The sequence below is a fragment of the Comamonas guangdongensis genome (genome assembly GCF_041079535.1).
Taxonomy (GTDB): domain Bacteria; phylum Pseudomonadota; class Gammaproteobacteria; order Burkholderiales; family Burkholderiaceae_C; genus Comamonas; species Comamonas guangdongensis.
On the sequence record NZ_JBFYGN010000023.1, the window covers coordinates 55,743 to 73,950 of the forward strand.

At 65.2% G+C, this 18,208-nt stretch carries 15 protein-coding genes and 1 riboswitch; of the genes, 9 read left to right on the top strand and 6 right to left on the bottom strand.

The window, feature by feature from the left end; translation table 11 throughout:
- The first annotated feature begins 45 nt into the window (after nt 1-45).
- The 3 genes from AB6724_RS17390 (at nt 46) to AB6724_RS17400 (ending at nt 1,881) form a co-directional block, all read left to right on the top strand.
- Entirely contained in the window at nt 46-612 is a 567-nt protein-coding gene (locus AB6724_RS17390; RefSeq protein WP_369339785.1) for a hypothetical protein, read from the top strand.
- 34 nt (nt 613-646) lie between these two features.
- Complete coding sequence (locus tag AB6724_RS17395) at nt 647-1,360, top strand: DKNYY domain-containing protein (RefSeq protein WP_369339786.1); 714 nt, start codon at nt 647-649, stop codon at nt 1,358-1,360.
- A 71-nt stretch (nt 1,361-1,431) separates the two neighbouring features.
- The gene (locus AB6724_RS17400) at nt 1,432-1,881 is read left to right on the top strand and encodes a DUF7832 domain-containing protein (protein WP_369339787.1); all 450 of its coding nucleotides are present in this window, start codon (nt 1,432-1,434) and stop codon (nt 1,879-1,881) included.
- 131 nt (nt 1,882-2,012) lie between these two features.
- Here the strand turns inward: AB6724_RS17400 and thiC are convergent, their stop codons facing one another.
- A complete protein-coding gene (gene thiC, locus AB6724_RS17405; RefSeq protein WP_369339788.1) occupies nt 2,013-3,947 on the bottom strand; it encodes a phosphomethylpyrimidine synthase ThiC in 1,935 nt (644 codons plus the stop codon).
- Nucleotides 3,948-4,246: 299 nt separating this feature from the next.
- Nucleotides 4,247-4,368, bottom strand: a riboswitch (TPP riboswitch).
- Between the two features lie 69 nt (nt 4,369-4,437).
- On the bottom strand, nt 4,438-5,097 hold the full coding sequence (locus tag AB6724_RS17410; RefSeq protein WP_369339789.1) for a nitroreductase: 660 nt from the start codon (nt 5,095-5,097) through the stop codon (nt 4,438-4,440).
- 221 nt (nt 5,098-5,318) lie between these two features.
- Here AB6724_RS17410 and AB6724_RS17415 point away from each other — a divergent pair, with 221 nt between their 5' ends.
- Entirely contained in the window at nt 5,319-6,488 is a 1,170-nt protein-coding gene (locus AB6724_RS17415; protein WP_369339790.1) for an ABC transporter substrate-binding protein, read from the top strand.
- 122 nt (nt 6,489-6,610) lie between these two features.
- Here the strand turns inward: AB6724_RS17415 and cysE are convergent, their stop codons facing one another.
- Together cysE and AB6724_RS17425 are read right to left on the bottom strand one after the other, a co-directional pair.
- Nucleotides 6,611-7,438, bottom strand: a complete 828-nt coding sequence (cysE, locus tag AB6724_RS17420; RefSeq protein WP_369339791.1) for a serine O-acetyltransferase — start codon at nt 7,436-7,438, stop codon at nt 6,611-6,613.
- A gap of 39 nt (nt 7,439-7,477) precedes the next feature.
- Nucleotides 7,478-8,278 carry an RNA methyltransferase gene (locus AB6724_RS17425; protein WP_369339792.1) on the bottom strand — a complete coding sequence of 267 codons (801 nt, stop codon included), beginning with the start codon at nt 8,276-8,278 and terminating at the stop codon, nt 7,478-7,480.
- Nucleotides 8,279-8,525: 247 nt separating this feature from the next.
- Between AB6724_RS17425 and AB6724_RS17430 the strand changes: the two genes are divergently transcribed.
- From AB6724_RS17430 to mutS, 3 genes are all read left to right on the top strand, one after another.
- A complete protein-coding gene (locus tag AB6724_RS17430; protein WP_369339793.1) occupies nt 8,526-9,443 on the top strand; it encodes an inositol monophosphatase family protein in 918 nt (305 codons plus the stop codon).
- Nucleotides 9,444-9,588: 145 nt separating this feature from the next.
- On the top strand, nt 9,589-10,662 hold the full coding sequence (locus AB6724_RS17435) for a sterol desaturase family protein (protein WP_369339794.1): 1,074 nt from the start codon (nt 9,589-9,591) through the stop codon (nt 10,660-10,662).
- 154 nt (nt 10,663-10,816) lie between these two features.
- Entirely contained in the window at nt 10,817-13,441 is a 2,625-nt protein-coding gene (mutS, locus tag AB6724_RS17440; protein ID WP_439329887.1) for a DNA mismatch repair protein MutS, read from the top strand.
- A 3-nt stretch (nt 13,442-13,444) separates the two neighbouring features.
- On the opposite strand, the gene AB6724_RS17445 is transcribed toward mutS, so the two are convergent.
- Nucleotides 13,445-15,349 (bottom strand): methyl-accepting chemotaxis protein, encoded by a 1,905-nt coding sequence (locus AB6724_RS17445; RefSeq protein WP_369339795.1) that lies wholly within the window; start codon nt 15,347-15,349, stop codon nt 13,445-13,447.
- Between the two features lie 273 nt (nt 15,350-15,622).
- On the opposite strand from AB6724_RS17445, the gene AB6724_RS17450 reads away from it, so the two are divergent.
- Nucleotides 15,623-16,615: a proteasome-type protease gene (locus AB6724_RS17450; protein ID WP_369339796.1), complete on the top strand. Its 993-nt coding sequence runs from the start codon at nt 15,623-15,625 to the stop codon at nt 16,613-16,615.
- Between the two features lie 49 nt (nt 16,616-16,664).
- Nucleotides 16,665-17,531: an alpha/beta hydrolase gene (locus AB6724_RS17455; RefSeq protein WP_369339797.1), complete on the top strand. Its 867-nt coding sequence runs from the start codon at nt 16,665-16,667 to the stop codon at nt 17,529-17,531.
- Nucleotides 17,532-17,734: 203 nt separating this feature from the next.
- On the opposite strand, the gene AB6724_RS17460 is transcribed toward AB6724_RS17455, so the two are convergent.
- The coding region (locus AB6724_RS17460; protein ID WP_369339798.1) for a tyrosine-type recombinase/integrase at nt 17,735-18,208 on the bottom strand (474 nt) is incomplete at its 5' end.

An 18,208-nucleotide genomic window follows, 5' to 3' on the forward strand; every position in this document is an offset into this window, starting at 1 on the left:
CGGCGCGCCCCATGCGCCGGACTCCATAAATTCGCCCGACCCAAGATGCAGCTGATCGATCAATACCTTCCCGCGTTCCAGTTCCAGGAGCGTCACACCCTCATCTCGGACCTGTCGCCGAAAATATTGCTGGATGCGGTCATGCTCCCCGGCACCACTGAAGACCCATGGGCCAAGGGCTTTATCCGGTTGCGCGAGCTGCCCGATAGACTGCTTGGCAGACTGGGCGCAAGAAGCGGCCTGAGCCAGCGTCCGGCTTTCGGCCTCGACGACTTCATGCCTCTGGGCCGCGACGCGGATCGCGAGCTGGCCTTCGGTCTGGTGGGACGCTTCTGGCAGCGCGACTACGGCCTGGTCCGGCTGCAGGAACCGGAGGCGCAGTTTGCCCGCTATACCGGGGCCAACCTGGCCAAGCTGGTGCTCAACTTCAGCACGGAAACGACGCCCGAAGGCCGGACCAAGCTGGTGACGCAAACCCGGGTGCATTGCACCGATGGCCGCGCCCTGCGCAGCTTCACCCCCTATTGGTGGTTGATCCGCCCGGTCAGCGGCTTGATCCGGCGGCGCCTGCTGACCCGCATCCACAGGGTCGCGGGCTCTCTCCATGCATGAGCATCCCGGGCACGGATCAGCACGGACCGAAACCATGAGCTGGAAGAAACTGGCCGATTTCCCCGCGCAGAAAGTGATTGGCGCCTACGGCAGAGAGCTCTGGGCCCTGCGGGATGCCAGGGTCTGGCATCAGGGGCGCAAGCTGGCTGCGGCCGATGCGGCGAGCTTCGAGGTTGTCGAGCACCAGCAATTCATTGCCAGAGATGCCTGCAGCGTCTTCCACGCCTGGAGCCGGCTGCCGAGAATCGACAGGAACAGCTTTCGCCAGGTCGGCATGTATTGGCTGGACCGGAGCAGCGTCTATTTCGAATACGAAACCTCGCTCAGGCCGCTTGCGGACAGCGACCCTCTGACCTTTCGCGAGCTGGGTGGCGGCTATGGCGCCGATGCCCAGGCCGCGTGGTATTGCGGCAGAAGAATGAAAAACTGTACCCGCGGCCGCCATCTGCAGGTGATTCCGAGCAACGATCTCTATGCCAGCGACGGCGAACACATCTATTGCGACGGAAAACCTCTGCGCGGCGCCAACCCATCACGCTGGCGGATTCTGAACGCCGAATTTTCCGGCGACGACGAGGCCATCTATTTCCTGGAACGCAAGCTGCCGCGTGCGGACCCGCCCTCATGGCGTCATATCCACGGCGCATGGTCCAAAGACAGCAAGCATGTCTTCCATATGAATCTCATCGAGAAGAATGCCGCTCCCGACAGCTTCGAGAAGACCTGCGCATCCAGCCTCAGCCGATAAGATCCGGCCCACTCGAAAGGTCATGACCCGGTTGCCGGGGACTGCCCTGCGCCCATACACAAGGAGAGATGATGAAATACGACGACGCGTCCTGGCATTACGGCGGGGATTTTCCGGCCGACCTACCGGAGGCTGCGGGCGCCACGCATATCGGCATGTTTCTGGCCTGGCTGATCCGCAACGACTACGCCAGCCAGGAGCTGATCGAGGAAGCCGAGGAGGAAATCGAGCTGCTGAAGGGCGAGCAGCTGACCGGTGCCCGGTTTCTGCTGCGTGTACTCGACGAGAAGTTCACGAACCAGGACTTGAACGACGAAGGCAATGCCTTTACCGTGGCCTATTACCGGGGCGAGGACCACGACAGCAGGTTTGTCGACGACTATTTCGAGGAGTTCGGAGTCGACGAACAAACCATGTATGGCGTGACCGACGACTGGGAGCAGTTCCACCGGATTGCACCCAGGATTGACGCCCGTTACCAGGCATGGGTTGCGGCCGGCCGCCCCGAATACCTGATCTGACCTTGGGGGCCACGGCAGCTCAGCCAGCCCCCGCCCCGCCCCTAAAAAAAAGCGCAGACAGGGTCTGCGCTTTTCATTTGATAGCTGCCCGCGCTTGATGGCCAAGCGCTACAGCCCTATCCCATCTCAGATCAACGTGCCGTGGTGTCCGAGGCGATGGGGATGTAGAAATCGCCACCCGCCTTGTTGAACTCCTGGGCCTTGGCCTGCATGCCCACGGCAATACCCTGCTCCGCCGCCACGCCCTGGGACTTGGCGAAGTCGCGCACTTCCTGGGTGATCTTCATCGAGCAGAACTTGGGCCCGCACATGGAGCAGAAGTGCGCCACCTTGGCGCTGTCCTTGGGCAGGGTCTCGTCGTGGAACTCGCGCGCCGTGTCGGGGTCCAGGCCCAGATTGAACTGGTCCTCCCAGCGGAAGTCGAAGCGCGCTTGGGAGAGCGCATCGTCGCGCGAACGGGCGCCCGGGTGGCCCTTGGCCACGTCGGCGGCGTGGGCCGCGATCTTGTAGGCGATGATGCCCTGCTTGACGTCGTCGCGGTCGGGCAGGCCCAGGTGTTCCTTGGGCGTCACATAGCACAGCATGGCGGTGCCGAACCAGCCGATCATGGCCGCGCCGATGGCGCTGGCAATGTGGTCGTAGCCCGGGGCGATGTCGATGGTCAGCGGGCCCAGGGTGTAGAACGGCGCCTCGTGGCAGTGCTTGAGCTGCTCGGTCATATTGGCCTGGATCATGTGCATGGGCACGTGGCCCGGGCCTTCGATCATGGTCTGCACATCGTGCTTCCAGGCGATCTGGGTCAGCTCGCCCAGGGTCTTCAGTTCGGCGAACTGGGCTTCGTCGTTGGCATCCGATGCGCAGCCGGGGCGCAGGCCGTCGCCCAGCGAGAAGCTCACGTCGTACTGCTTCATGATGTCGCAGATGTCTTCGAAGTGCTCGTAGAGGAAGCTCTCGCGGTGGTGGGCCATGCACCACTTGGCCATGATGGAGCCGCCGCGCGAGACGATGCCGGTGCGGCGCTGCGCCGTGAGGTGGATATAGGCCAGGCGCACGCCGGCGTGGATGGTGAAGTAATCCACGCCCTGCTCGGCCTGCTCGATCAGCGTATCGCGGAAGATGGGCCAGGTCAGGTCCTCGGCGATGCCGCCGACCTTCTCCAGCGCCTGGTAGATGGGCACGGTGCCGATGGGCACGGGCGAGTTGCGGATGATCCAGTCGCGCGTGGTGTGGATGTTCTTGCCCGTCGACAGATCCATCACATTGTCGGCGCCCCAGCGGATCGCCCAGACCAACTTCTCGACTTCCTCCTCGATGCTCGAGGTCACGGCCGAGTTGCCGATGTTGGCGTTGATCTTGACCTTGAAGTTGCGCCCGATGGCCATGGGCTCGATCTCGGGGTGGTTGATATTGGCCGGGATGATGGCGCGGCCGCGCGCCACTTCGTCGCGCACGAACTCGGGCGTGATGATCTTGGGGATGGCCGCGCCCAGGCTGTTGCCGGCCAGGCGTGCCTCGCGCGCGGCGTCCTGCTGGTATTCGGCCATCCATTCGCGGCGGCCGTTCTCGCGCAGCGCCACATATTCCATCTCGGGCGTGATGATGCCGCGCTTGGCGTAGTGCATCTGGGTCACGTTGCCGCCGCTCTTGGCGCGGCGCGGCTGGCGCTGCAGCGCGGCCGCCTCGGCGCGCAGCTGGGCCACGCGCGCATCTTCCTCGCCGCGCTTGCCGCCGTCGTCCAGCGCCACGCGCAGGCGGCCGGGGTAGTACTCGCTGTCACCGCGCGCCTCGATCCAGCTGCCGCGCACGCTGGGCAGGCCCTGGCGCACATCGATGGCCACGGCGGGGTCGGTATAGGGGCCGGAGGTGTCGTAGACGCTGACCTGCTCGCAGTTGGTCAGCGCGATATCGCGCACCGGCACGCGCAGCTCGGGGTGGATGGCGCCGCTCAAATAGCTCTTGGTGGAAGCCGGGAAGGGCTGGCGCGATTTGGCCAGCAGTTCGGCAAAGCGTGCGGCATCCGGGGCATCGCCAGCGGCCGGGGTGAAGATGGAATCGGGGGCGTTCATGGCAGTCTCCTCAAAGCGGTTGAAGTACATCAAACGCTCCGTGGAGTGCCGGCCCTGCTCTGATGGGGTGGAGGATGGATTGCTGCCATCAACCACTTCCGACCTTGGAGAACCTCTGGCGCCGGCAGGCCGGTGCTTGGGCTTTCCACCCGGAATCTGCCGATTCCGGCCATGGCCGACACGCCCCGAGGTCAGCCTAGAAAAGACAAAACCCCAGTGCGCGAGGCGCCTGGGGTTGGCATGACGACATGGGTGTGCGGCTTTCAAGCATTCACTTTGCCAGCCATTCCATGCGCCCTGCTTCAGGGTCCCGCTCTTCTTCCGCCGGTATGAACCGGATCAAGTTCGTCGGGTTCGCCAGTCGGCGGTCTTGCAACCACCTTCCGCATCTCAGCGCTTTCGCACACCCCGGAGCTGGGCCGAGTATAGGCCGGAATTGCCGCCCGGCAATGCCGTTGGACAAGTTGCAACAGTTACGACCGCGTTTGGCCTAATCCAGGCCCTGCAGCGCCAGCCATTCGCCGCTGCTCGCACGGCTGGAGCGCCACTGGTTGATGGGCGCGCTCCTGTCCTCGTAACCCAGGGCGATGCCGAAAGCGATCTGGTAGCCGGCCGGCAGCGCCAGCTGCTGGACCAGCAGCTCGTTGTACATGCGCCAGAAGCCCTGGGCGCAGGTGGCCAGCCCCTGCTCGGCAGCCAGCAGCATGAAGGACTGCAGATAGATGCCCAGATCCACCCACTGCGCGTAACCCATGCGCTCTTCCACAGCCACGAAGATGCCCACGGGCGCGCCGAACATCTGGCCGTTCTTGGCCAGCTGCGCCAGGCGCGCGGCCTTGTCCTCGCGGCCTATGCCGATGGCGCGGTACAGGTCTTCGCCGTTTTCAAAGCGGCGGCTGCGGTAGGGCTCCCACAGGCCTGGCGGATAGGACAGGCCGGGGCGCTGCACGGGCTCGCTCTGCCTGGCCTTGGCGCACAGGTCCTTGAGCGCCTGGCCGCCCACGGCCGTCACGCGCCAGGGCTGCATATTGCCGCCCGACGGGGCCTGGGCCGCGCCCTCCAGCAGCGCGCGCACCTTGGCGCCGGCCACGGCCTGGGGCAGAAAAGCGCGTACCGAACGGCGCTGCTGCAATGCTTGTTCTATGTTCATCTCTGGCACTTCACAAATAGCTGCGCCGCAGTTTAGGGGGTAAGTACCAAAGACCTCTGTCACAGGGGAATCACGCAGGTGCTTGCCCTGATGGCACCGGGGCTTGGCGCTGCAACCATGCTGGCTGCTCCTCATATCGAGCGAGCCCCGACCGCAGGAGATGTTTTGCGATGAAGCCTTCCGCCCCTTCCCTTCCATCCCGTTTCTCGCCGCGAGCACCCATGTTCGCACTGGCCTGCCTGCTGACGGCCGCCGGCGCCCAGGCCCAGGACAAGATACGCATAGGCTTCATCACCGATATGTCGGGCCTGTATGCCGATGTGGACGGCAAGGGCGGCGCACTGGCCGTGCAGATGGCCGTGGATGACTTTGGCGGCAAGCTGCTGGGCAAGCCCATCGAGGTGCTGACGGCCGACCACCAGAACAAGGCCGATATCGCGGCCAGCAAGGCGCGCGAGTGGTTCGATACCCTGGGCATGCAGATGCTGCTGGGCGGCACCACCTCCAGCGCCGGCCTGGCCATGGGCAAGGTGGCCGACGAGAAGAAGAAGGTCTATATCGTCAACGGTGCCGGCACCTCAGCCCTGACCAACGAGCAGTGCAGCCCCTACTTCGTGCACTATGCCTATGACACCGTGGCGCTGGCCAAGGGCACGGGCAAGGCCGTGGTGGAGCTGGGCGGCAAGAGCTGGTTCTTTCTGACGGCCGACTACGCGTTCGGCCAGGCGCTGGAGGCCGATACCACCAGGGTCGTCAACGCTACGGGCGGCAAGGTGCAGGGCAGCGTGCGCCACCCGCTCAACACCGCCGACTTCTCGTCCTTCCTGCTGCAGGCCCAGAACTCCAAGGCCCAGATCCTGGGTCTGGCCAATGCGGGCGGCGACACCATCAACGCCATCAAGTCGGCACGTGAGTTCGGCCTGACCAAGAGCATGAAGCTCGCGGGCCTGCTGCTGTTCAGCTCCGACATCCACAGCCTGGGCCTCAGGGCCACCGAGGGGCTGATGTTCACCGACAGCTGGCACTGGGACCTGAATGCCGAAAGCCGCAAGTTCTCGGACCGCTTCTTCGCCAAGTTCAAGAAGATGCCCACCTCGCTGCAGGCCGCGGACTACTCGGCCACCATGCAGTACCTGAAGCTGGTGGAACGCATAGGCACGACCGAGCCCGACAAGGTCATGACGGCCTTCAAGTCCGCACCGCTGTCGGACTTCTATGCCAAGGGCGTGGTGCGGCCCGACGGCCGCTATGCCCACGATATGTATCTGCTGCAGGTCAAGAGCCCGGGTGAATCCAAGAAGGACTGGGACTATTTCAAGGTGCTCAAGACCCTGCCCGGCGATCAGGTCTTCACCACCAAGGAAGAAAGCAAGTGCGCGCTGTGGAAGTAGCACGCTGACCCGGTCCGGCGATGCCGCTTGAACCCGGGTCAACGCCAAAAAAAGCCAGCTCAACGCTGGCTTTTGCTATCAAAATCCAAGCTGCAAGCGCTTGATGCAGCTGCGCCTGAAGCTTATTTACCCATTATCTGGTCGATCTTGTCCTTGCGGAAGGCCTCGGGCCGCTCGGACTCGCAGGGCACGCAGTCCTTGACCTGGCCCTGGATGGAGAGCTTCTCGATCGCGGCCCACAGCAGGGCGATCTGCTTTTCATGGCCGGCCGCGCCCTCCGACAGGGAGCGCATAGCCAGGGCCACGGGGTCCACCTCAGCGGTCACGCCGTAAGCGGTGAACCCGCTCTTGCCGCCGTCCTGAGGTTCGGTCTGGGCCGCCGCTTCGGGCTTGGGCGCGGCCTCATGCTCGGTCACGTCGGCGCTCTGCCCGGTCTTGCTGGGAATGATGCGCGCCGGAATGCCCACGGCCGTGGCGCCGGCGGGCACGGGCTTGATGACCACGGCATTGCTGCCGATCTTGGCGCCGTCGCCCACCTCGAAGCCGCCCAGCACCTTGGCCCCGGCGCTGACCACCACGTTCTTGCCCAGCGTGGGATGGCGCTTGGCGCCCTTGTACAGCGAGGTACCGCCCAGCGTGACGCCGTGGTAGATGGTACAGCCATCGCCCACCACAGCAGTCTCGCCGATCACCACGCCCATGCCGTGGTCGATGAAGACCTGGCGGCCGATGACGGCGCCCGGATGGATTTCTATGCCCGTGAACCAGCGCCCCAGATGGGAGATGAAGCGGCCCAGCCATTTGAAGCCATGCGTCCAGCACCAGTGCGCCGGGCGCTGCAGCCAGATCGCGTGCAGACCTGGATAACAGGTGATGACCTCCCAGGTGCTGCGAGCCGCGGGATCGCGGTCAAGAATGCACTGGATGTCGGAGCGCAGGCGATCAAGCATCAAAAAGCCGTGAAAAAATAGTTGACAGAGTCGCTCAGTCTAGCGGGTTGGCGGCTGGCTCTGCAGCACGGCTTTGGCAACACCGCGAAGAATGTGGATTTCTTCCTGGGTCAGCTGCGCGCGGTTGAAGAGCTGGTTCAGGCGCGGCATCAGCTTCTTGGGCGCGGCCGGGTCCAGGAAGCCGACATGGGTCAGCGCCTGCTCCCAGTGTCCTAGCATGCCCTGGACCTGGGCCATGTCGGCGCGGTGCACCTCGGGCGTGTGCTCCACCACGGGGAAGCCGCCCAGCGCCAGGCGCCACTCATAGGCCACGACCTGGATGGCCGCGCCCAGGTTGAGCGAGCCGAACTGCGGATTGGACGGGATCGACAGCGCCACGTCGCAGCGGTAGACGTCGTCATTGCTCATGCCAAAGCGCTCGCAGCCGAACAGAAAGGCCACGCCCTTCTGGTTGCAGGCCGCGCCCGCCGTGGGCTGGTTATCGCTCATATCACCGTCAATCTGGGCTGGAGAGCGCGCATCCAGCTCCCCTTTGAGGAGCAGCTCGAAATGCTCGCGCGGCGTGCGCGTGGGCGGGCCGAAGTCGCGCGGCGTCATGGCCGTGGCACACATATGGCTGATGCCGTCCAGCGCCTCCTCCAGCGTCTCGACCACGCGGGCGTTGGCCAGCACGTCGAGCGCGCCGCTGGCCCGCTGTATGGTTTCCTCCTTGCGCAGCACGTTCTTGTAGCGCGGGCGCACCAGCACCAGGTCGTCGAAGCCCATGGTCTTGAGCGCGCGCGCTGCAGCGCCCACATTGCCCGCATGGCTGGTTTCAATCAATACGAAACGGGTTTTCATCACGGCAGAAGGCCAGTGGCCTTGATCAAACAGGGGCCGGCAAATACGGCCGGCGCTTGGATACGGGAAAATCCGGCCAGACAAAGCCCGCCAAGCACAGGGGACGTGCAAGCAAAAAAAGCGCAGCCTGGGTAGAATTGCGCCTATTGTCGCCGCCCCGCATCGCCGGTCGCGGCTTTTTACGTTCTTACCCGCGTAGTTCAGCCCAGTTTTGCTCCGGGCTGCAGCGCCAACGCACTCACAATTTATGTCGAACTCCCTGCACCCCATGCTCAACGTGGCCATCAAGGCTGCTCGCGCCGCTGGCGCCCTCATCAACCGTGCCGCACTGGATGTGGAATCGGTGCGCGTTGCGCAAAAGCAGGTGAACGACTTTGTGACCGAGGTGGACCAGGCCGCCGAGCGCATCATCATCGAGACGCTGCTCAACGCCTACCCCCAGCACTCCATCCTCGCCGAGGAATCGGGCAACGAGCATGGCGCCAAGAACTCCGACCATGTGTGGATCATCGATCCCCTGGACGGCACGACCAACTTCATCCACGGCTTCCCCGTCTACTGCGTGAGCATCGCCCTGGCCTACAAGGGCAAGATCGAGCATGCCGTGGTCTACGACCCCAGCCGCAACGACCTGTTCACGGCCACCAAGGGCCGCGGCGCCTATCTGAACGAGCGCCGCATCCGCGTCTCCAAGCGCACCCAGCTGCGCGACTGCCTGATCTCCACGGGCTTCCCCTTCCGCCGCGGCGACAACTTCAAGCAGTACATGCTGATGCTGGGCGAAGTCATGCAGCGCACCGCCGGCGTGCGCCGCCCCGGCTCCGCAGCCCTGGACCTGGCCTATGTGGCCGCCGGCTTTGCCGATGGCTTCTTTGAATCCGGCCTGTCCATCTGGGACGTGGCGGCAGGCTCGCTGCTGGTCAGCGAAGCCGGCGGCCTGGTGGGCAACTTCACGGGCGAGTCCGACTTCCTCGAGCAAAAGGAAATCCTGGCCGCCAACCCGCGCATCTATGGCGCGCTGATTCCCGTGGTCGGCAAGTACAGCAAGTTCGCCACCGCCGGCGAGAAGGCCGCCGTGCGCCAGGCCGTGAAGACCGGCGAATTCGAGGAAGCCGCCGAAGAAGGCGCGGAGCAGGCTGCAGCCGAAGGCAAGAGCCAGGACTAAAAGCCAGCCGCACCACGACGGCGCAAACGCCCGGCTCCCTGCGAGCCGGGCTTTTTTTATCTCCACAGAATCCGCAAAAACGCCGGCCACAATCCGCAGCCTTGGCTGCTGCGGCGGCCCCCTCAGGTTTGCAGGATTGGCGTTCATGACCGAATTTTTCAGCCAGCATTGGGCACTGGCGATCGACTGGATATCGAACCACGCGGTGATCCCGGTGGTCAACACTCTGAATATTGCCCAGGCCGCGGGCAACCCGCGCGAGATCGCCGAGGCGGTGCTGATCGCGCTGCTGCAGCTGTTCCTGATCGCCGGCGTGATGCGCCCGCTCGAGAGCCTGATCCCCGCCGAGCGCTGGGCCGATCGCCGCCACACCACGGTGGACCGCCACTACACCCTGCTCATGCTGCTGGGCCTGTTTCCGCTGTTCAGCTTCCTGGTGCTGATGCCCTTCGCCCATCTGCTGGGCGGCGGCCCGTCCACCGAGGAGGCCAGCGGCCTCAAGGCCTGGTTCCCCTGGTTCGAGCAGCATCCCTATCTGCTGTTTGGCGTGTACTACGTGGTCTACGACCTCACGTATTACTGGATGCACCGCGCCCAGCATGTAATCCCCTGGTGGTGGGCCATGCACAGCATGCACCACAGCCAGCGCCAGATGAGCTGCTGGAGCAACGACCGCAGCAACTACCTGGACGGCATGCTGCAGTCCTTCATCCTCGCCACCGTGGGTCTGGCCATGGGCGTTGAGCCTTCGGAGTTCGCGCTGCTGGGCCTACTCAGCGAGCTGGTGCAGAACTTCTCCCATGCCAATGTGGCCCTGCGTCTGGGCTGGCTTGGCAAGATGGGCGAGCGGCTGTTCGTCGGCCCGCGCTTTCACCGCAACCACCATATGCTGCGCGACGCCGAGCGGCCCGAGCGCCACAACTGCAACTTCGGCCAGGTCCTGCCCTGGTGGGACCAGCTGTTCGGCACCGCCCTCTATCACCAGGAGGAGCTGCGCCCCACGGGCGTGAGCGACCCCGAGGTCGATGCCGACAACGAGCGCGGCCTGGTCACCATGCAGTGGTACACCCTGCGGCGCTTCTGGGGCGCGTTCAGCTGCCGCGCGGGCTGGCGGCTGGGCGACGTGTCCTTCGGCCCCGGCTACCGTCCCATCCACGATGCGGACGAAGCGGCGGCCACCGATGCCGGCCCCGGCGCGCGCACGGCCGCGGCCAAATAGGCAAAAAGCAGGGCTGCGCCCCGCTTTTGACCTTCACGGATAATGCTTGATTTGGCGCCCGTGCCACACCCGCGCGGCGCCCCATGTTTTGCAAACCGCTGAAGCGATGACCCAGAAAAGCACAGATACCCCGTCGCTGGCCAACTACCCCGATATGAATGATTTGACAGGGCATACGCCGATGATGGCGCAATACCTGTCGATCAAAAAAGACTACCCGGACACCCTCGTTTTCTATCGCATGGGCGATTTCTACGAGCTGTTCTTCGGCGATGCCGAGAAGGTCACGCGCCTGCTCGACATCACGTTGACCACGCGCGGCCAGACCGCCGGCCAGCCGATTCCCATGGCCGGCGTGCCCTTCCATGCCCTCGAAAACTATCTGGGCCGATTGATCAAGATGGGCGAATCGGTGGCCATCTGCGAGCAGGTCGGCGAGATCGGTGTGGGCAAGGGTCCCGTGGAGCGCAAGGTGGTGCGCGTGGTCACGCCGGGCACGCTGACCGACAGCGAGCTGCTCTCCGACAAGAGTGAGGCGATCCTGGTGGCGCTGCACACCGCGGGCCGCCAGCGCGTGGGCCTGGCCTGGATGGCCGTGACCCAGGGCCGCATCCACATGGCCGAATGCGCGGCCGACGAGCTTGGCGCCTGGCTGGCGCGCATCGCGCCCAGCGAAGTGATCTACAGCGCCGGCGTGACCGAGCGTTTCGAGCAGAACCTGTTCGCCATCAAGCACAGCGGCGCCATCGCCTGCCCGCTGTCGCCGCGCCCCGACTGGCAGTTCGACTCGGGCCTGGGCGAGCGCAAGCTGCTGGAGCTGCTGGGCGCGGCCAGCCTCAAGGCCTGGGAGGCCGAAGGTCTGCCGCTGGCCCATGCGGCCAGCGCCGCCCTGCTGTCCTACGCCGAGCACACCCAGGGCCGCAACCTCACGCATATCCACGCCCTGCAGGTGCAGCGCGACGACGCGCTGATCGCCCTGCCGCTGGCCACGCGCCGCAATCTGGAGCTGGTCAAGACCTTGCGCGGCGAGGATGCGCCCACGCTGTTCTCGCTGCTCGACAGCTGCATGACGGGCATGGGCAGCCGGCTGCTCAAGACCTGGATGCTGGAGCCCGAACGCAACCGCAAGAGCGCCATGCAGCGCCTCGAAGCCATTGGCGTGCTGCGCGGCACAGGTGCCGGCATGGCCCCCTGGCAAGCCCTGCGTGCCGAGCTCAAGGGCGTCAGCGATGTGGAGCGCATCACCGCGCGCACCGCGCTGCGCCAGGTACGCCCGCGCGAGCTGGTCGGTCTGTCCAAGACCCTGGAAAAAGCGAAGCTGCTGGCGCAGTCCGGACGGGCACCTTCGGCCTATCTGACGCAGATCTTCAGCGATCTGATGCCGCCCGAGGGCTGCGCCGAGCTGCTGGCGCGCGCCATCATGGAAGAGCCCGCGGCCCTGGTGCGCGACGGCGGCGTGATCGCCACGGGCTTTGACGCCGAGCTCGACGAGCTGCGCGCCATCCAGAACAACTGCGACGAGTTCCTGCTGGAGCTCGAGGCCAAGGAAAAGCTGCTCACCGGCATTCCAAACCTGCGCGTGCAGTTCAACAAGGTGCACGGCTTCTACATCGAGGTCACCAACAGCTACAAGGACGCGGTGCCCGAGCGCTTCCGCCGCCGCCAGACACTGAAGAATGCCGAGCGCTACATCACGCCCGAGCTCAAGGCCTTCGAGGACAAAGCGCTGTCGGCCCAGGAGCGCGCGCTGCAGCGCGAGAAATGGCTGTACGAGCAACTGCTCGACCAGCTCCAGCCCCATGTGCCGGCGCTGTCCCGCGTGGCCCAGGCGATCGCGGCGATCGACGTGCTGTGCACGCTGGCCGAGCGCTCGCTGACGCTAAACTGGGCCGAGCCCGAGTTCGTGAGCCAGCCCTGCATAGAGATAGAAGCCGGCCGCCACCCCGTGGTGGAGGCACGCATGGCCGAGACCTCGAGCGGCAGCTTCATCGCCAACCACACGCGCATGAACCTCAACACGCGCATGCAGATCATCACCGGCCCCAATATGGGCGGTAAATCGACCTATATGCGCCAGGTGGCCCTGATCGCTCTGCTGGCCAGCATGGGCAGCTATGTGCCGGCGGCCAGCTGCCGCCTGGGCCCTATCGACGCCATCCACACCCGCATCGGCGCGGCCGACGATCTGGCCAACGCCCAGTCCACCTTCATGATGGAGATGACCGAGGCCGCGCAGATCCTGCACGCGGCCACGCCCCACTCCCTGGTGCTGATGGACGAGATCGGCCGCGGCACCAGCACCTTCGACGGCCTGGCCCTGGCCAGCGGCATCGCCACCCAGCTGCACGACAAGACCAAGGCCTTCACGCTGTTTGCCACCCACTACTTCGAGTTGACCGAGCTGCCCGCCAAGGCCAAGGCCGCCGTCAACGTGCATGTGGGTGCGGCCGAGGCCGGGCACGACATCGTGTTCCTGCACGAAATCCAGGCCGGCCCCGCCAGCCGCAGCTACGGGATCCAAGTCGCCAAGCTGGCCGGCATGCCGGCTGCGGTGCTGCACCATGCGCGCCACGCGCTCGAAGCCCTGGAGGCCAAGGCCGGCGAGGATGACCTGCAGGTCAATCTGTTCGACGCACCCGAGATGACTCAGGCAGACGCCCTGCATGATCCACGGGCGCAAGCGCTGGCCCAGACTCTGGCCGACATCAATCCCGACGCCCTGAGCCCGCGCGAGGCGCTGGAGGCGCTGTACCAGCTCAAGAAGCTGAGCCTCGCCTGATCCTCAGGCCTCCAGCAACTGTTGCTGCCGCTGGGGCTTGTCGCCCAGCTTGAAGGCCGACACCTCGCCCATCAGGCGCGCGGCCTGCTCGCGCAGGCTGGTCGCGGCGGCGGCCGACTGCTCGACCAGGGCAGAGTTCTGCTGCGTGGCATCGTCCAACCCGGCCACGGACTGGTTGATCTCGGCAATGCCGCGTCCCTGGGTCTGCGAGGCGTCGCTGATCTCCTCGATGATCTGCGTCACCTTGGCCACGGCGTCCAGCAGCTCCTGCATGGTGGCGCCCGCATGCTCCACCTGCTGCGATCCGCTGCCCACCTGGGTCACGGAATCGGTGATGAGCTGGCGCACTTCCTTGGCGGCTTCGGCCGAGCGCTGGGCCAGGCTGCGCACCTCGGCCGCCACCACGGCAAAACCCCGGCCCTGCTCGCCGGCGCGCGCGGCCTCCACCGCGGCGTTCAGCGCCAGGATATTGGTCTGGAAGGCAATGCCGTCGATCACACCGATGATGTCGGCGATCTTGCGCGAGGCGTGGTTGATGCCCGCCATGGTCTCCACCACCTGCTGGAAGGCCGAGCCGCCGCGCTCGGCCACGCCGCGCGCCGACTGCGCCAGATCGCCCGCGCTGCGCGTGGCCTCGGTATTGGCCTGCACGCTGTCCGTCAGCACCGACAGCGATGCCGCCGTCTGCTGCAGCGCGCTGGCCGCCTGCTCGGTGCGCTGGCTCAGGTCCTGATTGCCCTGGGCCACCTCGGAGCTGGCCACGGAAATCGAATCGGCGGCCTGGCGTACGGCCCCCACCATGCGCTCCAGCGACGAGACAAAGCGGTTGAAGGCCGAGGCCAGCGCTCCCACCTCGTCCTGGCTCTCCACGGGCATGCGCCGGCTCAGGTCGCCATGGCCGTCGGCAATCTCTTCCAGCATGCGGGCCGCACGGCCCACGGGTGCGGCAATGGCCCGGCTTACCAGCCAGATCACCAGCAGGCCTATGCCGCCGCCCACCAGGCCGGCCACGGCCGAGGTCAGCGCAATGGTGCGGCGCACGCCGCCCAGCACCTGGGCCTCGGGCAGCTCGGCAATCACGTACAGGTCCAGCTCGGGCACATAGGAGGAGGCAATCAGCTGCCGGCCCGATGGCGCCTCGTACATGGCATGGGCAAAGCGCTCGCGGTTCAGCAGCGCGGCGCTGAGCTCGGTGCTGAAGCCGGGCCGGTCCTTGAGCCAGTGCTTGCCGTCCACCAGCGCCGGGTCGCGGTGCACGAGAATGCTGCCGTTGCCGCGCACCAGGGAGACCGAGCCGGATTCGCCCACCTTGTAGCCGCGCACGGCCTGGGCCAGCTCATCCACCGACAGGCCCAGGCCCGCAATGCCCTGCCTGCCCTGGCCCGCATCGAACTTGACGTTGATGAACAGCATGTAGACCTTGGAGCTCACGTCCTTGTCGATCTCCAGCACCTGCGACTTGTCGCCGGCCAGCAACTCGTAGAACCACTTGTCCCCCTCGCCCTTGGGCGCCAGCTTGCGCACCGGCCCCTGCTCGCCGAAATACTGGCCCGTGGCGCCCGACACCCAGAACACCGAGGAAGCCCTGGCCTGCCGCTTGACGGCCTGGGCATATTTCACCCAGGCCGCATTGCCATCCTCGGGCTCGCCCGCGGCTTCCCAGTCCAGCACAAAGCTGTTGCCGGCCACCGACCTGGCCATGGCCAGCGGCGTACCGATCTGGCGCAGTATGTCGTTGCGGATCTCCCCCACCACGGCCGGCAGCTCCTGACCCACCACACGCTCGCGCAGGCTCGCCCCCGTCAGCACAAAGCCCAGCGTCGTGGAAATCGCCACGAACAGCAGCAGGCAGCTCACCATGCTGGACATGAGCTTGGTCCGTATGGACAGATTGCGAAATGCGTGCACGGGGGAGCCTCCTCTAACCTGCTGTAAGCAAGTGTTCCAACAAGGGGCGGCATCTTCTCACGCCTCCAGACGCAGCGTCTCAGGGACTTCCTCTGCCCGCTCCCGCGCCCCGGTACGGGCGCTGTACCTGCGGCGGTTCCAGGGCCACAACCGGCAATATTCAAACCCTTCTAGAATCGCGTTGCAGCATGCGTTTATAGCTATTTATTTAGAAGCATAAAGCGCTTGCTGCGCCTGGCATTCATACGTTTTTCATTATTGTCTTTATCTCCCATGACTTACTGCGTCGCCCTCAAGCTCAACGCCGGCCTTGTGTTTCTGTCCGACTCGCGCACCAATGCGGGCCTCGATCAGATCAGCTCGTTTCGCAAGGCCATGGTCTATGAACAGCCGGGCGAGCGCTTCATGGTGCTGCTGTCGGCGGGCAATCTGTCGCTCACGCAGGCGGTGCGCGAGGTGCTGGAGAGCTTTCAGCTGCCCAGCTCCAGCGGCGAGCTGCTGAGCATCTGGAATGTGCGCAGCATGTTCGACGCGGCACGCGTGCTGGGCGCGGCCGTGCGCCATGTCTACGACCGCGAGGCCGCGGCGCTGCAGCGCACGGGCGTGGATTTCAACATCTCCATGATCTTCGGCGGGCAGATCCAGGGCGAAGGCATGCGCCTGTTCCAGGTCTATTCGGCCGGCAATTTCATCGAGGCCACGGGCGAGACGCCCTACTTCCAGATCGGCGAATCCAAATACGGCAAGCCCGTGCTGGACCGCGTCATCACCTCCGAGACCCCGCTGGACGAGGCCGCCAAATGCGCGCTGGTGTCCATGGACAGCACGCTCAAGTCCAATCTCACCGTGGGCCTGCCGCTGGACCTGATCGTTTACGAAAACAACCGCTTCGCCACCGACAAGATCGTCTGCCTGGACGCCAACAACCCCTATCTGCGCATGCTGCACGACAGCTGGGGCCAGCGCCTGCGCCATGTGTTCGACAGCATCGACGACCCGGCCTGGGACGGCGGCGAAACGGCAACCCCCATACGCGTGCACAGCCCGCTGGCCCATCCCATCGTCAAGGTCGGCGCGCCGCCGCAGTCGCCCTCCGCGCCCGAGCAGGGCGCGGGCCGCATGCCGCCCGCGGCGCTGCGCCAGCCCATTGTTCCGCAGCAGGACGGGCTGAACGCGGCGCGCGAGTACCAGCGCATGCAGACCGCGGAGGAAGAGGCGCGGCAGTCGCGCCAGCCCAGCGCCTCGCTGCCCTCGCGTTCGTTCTGAGTTTCCCGGCGTCCCGCCGGGCGTTCATCTCCCCTTCAAGATCCAGACCATGCCCCACAGCAAGGCCAGCGCCGCAGTGTCTCCCATCCACCCGCTGCCCGTGGTGTTCTCGCACGCCAACAGCTTTCCGCTCCCCACCTACCGCCTGCTGTTTGAGCTGCTCGCGCGGCGCGGCATAGCCGCCGACGGGGTGGAGCGTTTCGGGCACGACCCGCAGCGCCCGGTCACCAACAATTGGCCGCACCTGGTCGACGAGCTCATCGCCTTTGCCGAGCTGCAGGTCCGGCGGCTGGGCCAGCCCGTGTATCTGGTCGGCCATTCGCTGGGCGGCATGCTGAGCTTCATGGCGGCCTCCAAGCGCCCGGACCTGGCGCGCGGCGTGCTGCTGCTCGACTCCCCGCTGCTGGGCGGCTGGAAGGCCAATGCCGTGAGCCTGGCCAAGCAAACGCAGATCGTGGGCTCGCTCTCCCCCGGCAAGATCAGCCAGCGGCGGCGCCACACCTGGGCCAGCAATGCCGAGGCGCTGGAGCACTTTCGCCACAAAAAGGCATTCGCGCACTGGGATCCCCAGGTGTTGCAGGACTATGTGGAGCACGGGCTGGTGGACGAGCACGGCAAGCGCAGCCTGTACTTCACGCGCGAGGTGGAGACCGCCATCTACAACACCCTGCCCAGCAATCTGAACAGTCAGCTGCGCCGCCATCCCGTGCGCTGCCCGGTGAGCTTTATCGGTGGCCGCGCCTCGGTGGAAATGCGCCAGGTGGGCATGGAGATGACCGAGCGCATCACGCGCGGCCGCATCATGATGCTGGACGGCGGCCACCTGTTCCCCATGGAACGCCCCGAAGCCACGGCCGCGGCCATCGAGGCGGCGCTGCTGAATCAAGAGCATTCGCTGGCGCTGCATAAGGCCTGAGCATCCCCAGAAAAAGGAAGCGCCCTGGTTAATTCAAGGGCGCTTTTTTTATATTGCGGCGGCAGTTGGCCTGCATCGCCTGAAGCTTCAGTGGTCAATGCCTGGTTTGCAGCGATTACAGCCAGTCGCACCGTTGTGATGAACGTCACCTATGCGCCGTGAAGCCGGCAGTCGAAGGCCAGGCCCCGCTGCCGGAATTCTCGCTACAGTTCTGTTTGCTCTGAAATCTCAAGAGCATCCTCTACCTCTATACCCAGGTAGCGAACCGTGCTTTCCAACTTGGTGTGTCCGAGCAAAATTTGCACTGCACGAAGGTTCTTGGTTCTACGGTAGATCAAAGTTGCCTTTGTCCGGCGCATAGAGTGCGATCGGCATTTAAAGCCGCCGCCATGGTATTCCTGCCGCTGTTGCATGTCATCGGCGCTAATCTGCCAGGCTGACGATGATTCGTAGCGGAACGGCAGCGGTGAACTATCTGCCGCTGCGCACAGCCAGGTGCGATTCATACAGATCCCGCATTGGGTGGTCGGGTTCGGATGGCAATGCAGATTTCCTCCCACAGATTTTTGAGCCCGGCATCTGGCAACAGTTCGGGCTTTGTTTTTGGCTATGTCCCCGTTGAGTGTGGAAAAACGCCGATAGCCGCGAGGAGCATGGCTTGCGGGGTTGGCAGGCGA

Coding starts and splice junctions, on each gene's coding strand:
- AB6724_RS17410 (WP_369339789.1), bottom strand. CDS start 5,097: ATGAACATAGAACAAGCATTGCAGCAGCGCCGTTCGGTACGCGCTTTT.
- AB6724_RS17435 (WP_369339794.1), top strand. CDS start 9,589: ATGACCGAATTTTTCAGCCAGCATTGGGCACTGGCGATCGACTGGATA.
- AB6724_RS17400 (WP_369339787.1), top strand. CDS start 1,432: ATGAAATACGACGACGCGTCCTGGCATTACGGCGGGGATTTTCCGGCC.
- AB6724_RS17430 (WP_369339793.1), top strand. CDS start 8,526: ATGTCGAACTCCCTGCACCCCATGCTCAACGTGGCCATCAAGGCTGCT.
- cysE (WP_369339791.1), bottom strand. CDS start 7,438: ATGCTTGATCGCCTGCGCTCCGACATCCAGTGCATTCTTGACCGCGAT.
- AB6724_RS17425 (WP_369339792.1), bottom strand. CDS start 8,278: ATGAAAACCCGTTTCGTATTGATTGAAACCAGCCATGCGGGCAATGTG.
- mutS (WP_439329887.1), top strand. CDS start 10,817: ATGAATGATTTGACAGGGCATACGCCGATGATGGCGCAATACCTGTCG.
- thiC (WP_369339788.1), bottom strand. CDS start 3,947: ATGAACGCCCCCGATTCCATCTTCACCCCGGCCGCTGGCGATGCCCCG.
- AB6724_RS17455 (WP_369339797.1), top strand. CDS start 16,665: ATGCCCCACAGCAAGGCCAGCGCCGCAGTGTCTCCCATCCACCCGCTG.
- AB6724_RS17415 (WP_369339790.1), top strand. CDS start 5,319: ATGTTCGCACTGGCCTGCCTGCTGACGGCCGCCGGCGCCCAGGCCCAG.
- AB6724_RS17395 (WP_369339786.1), top strand. CDS start 647: ATGAGCTGGAAGAAACTGGCCGATTTCCCCGCGCAGAAAGTGATTGGC.
- AB6724_RS17390 (WP_369339785.1), top strand. CDS start 46: ATGCAGCTGATCGATCAATACCTTCCCGCGTTCCAGTTCCAGGAGCGT.
- AB6724_RS17450 (WP_369339796.1), top strand. CDS start 15,623: ATGACTTACTGCGTCGCCCTCAAGCTCAACGCCGGCCTTGTGTTTCTG.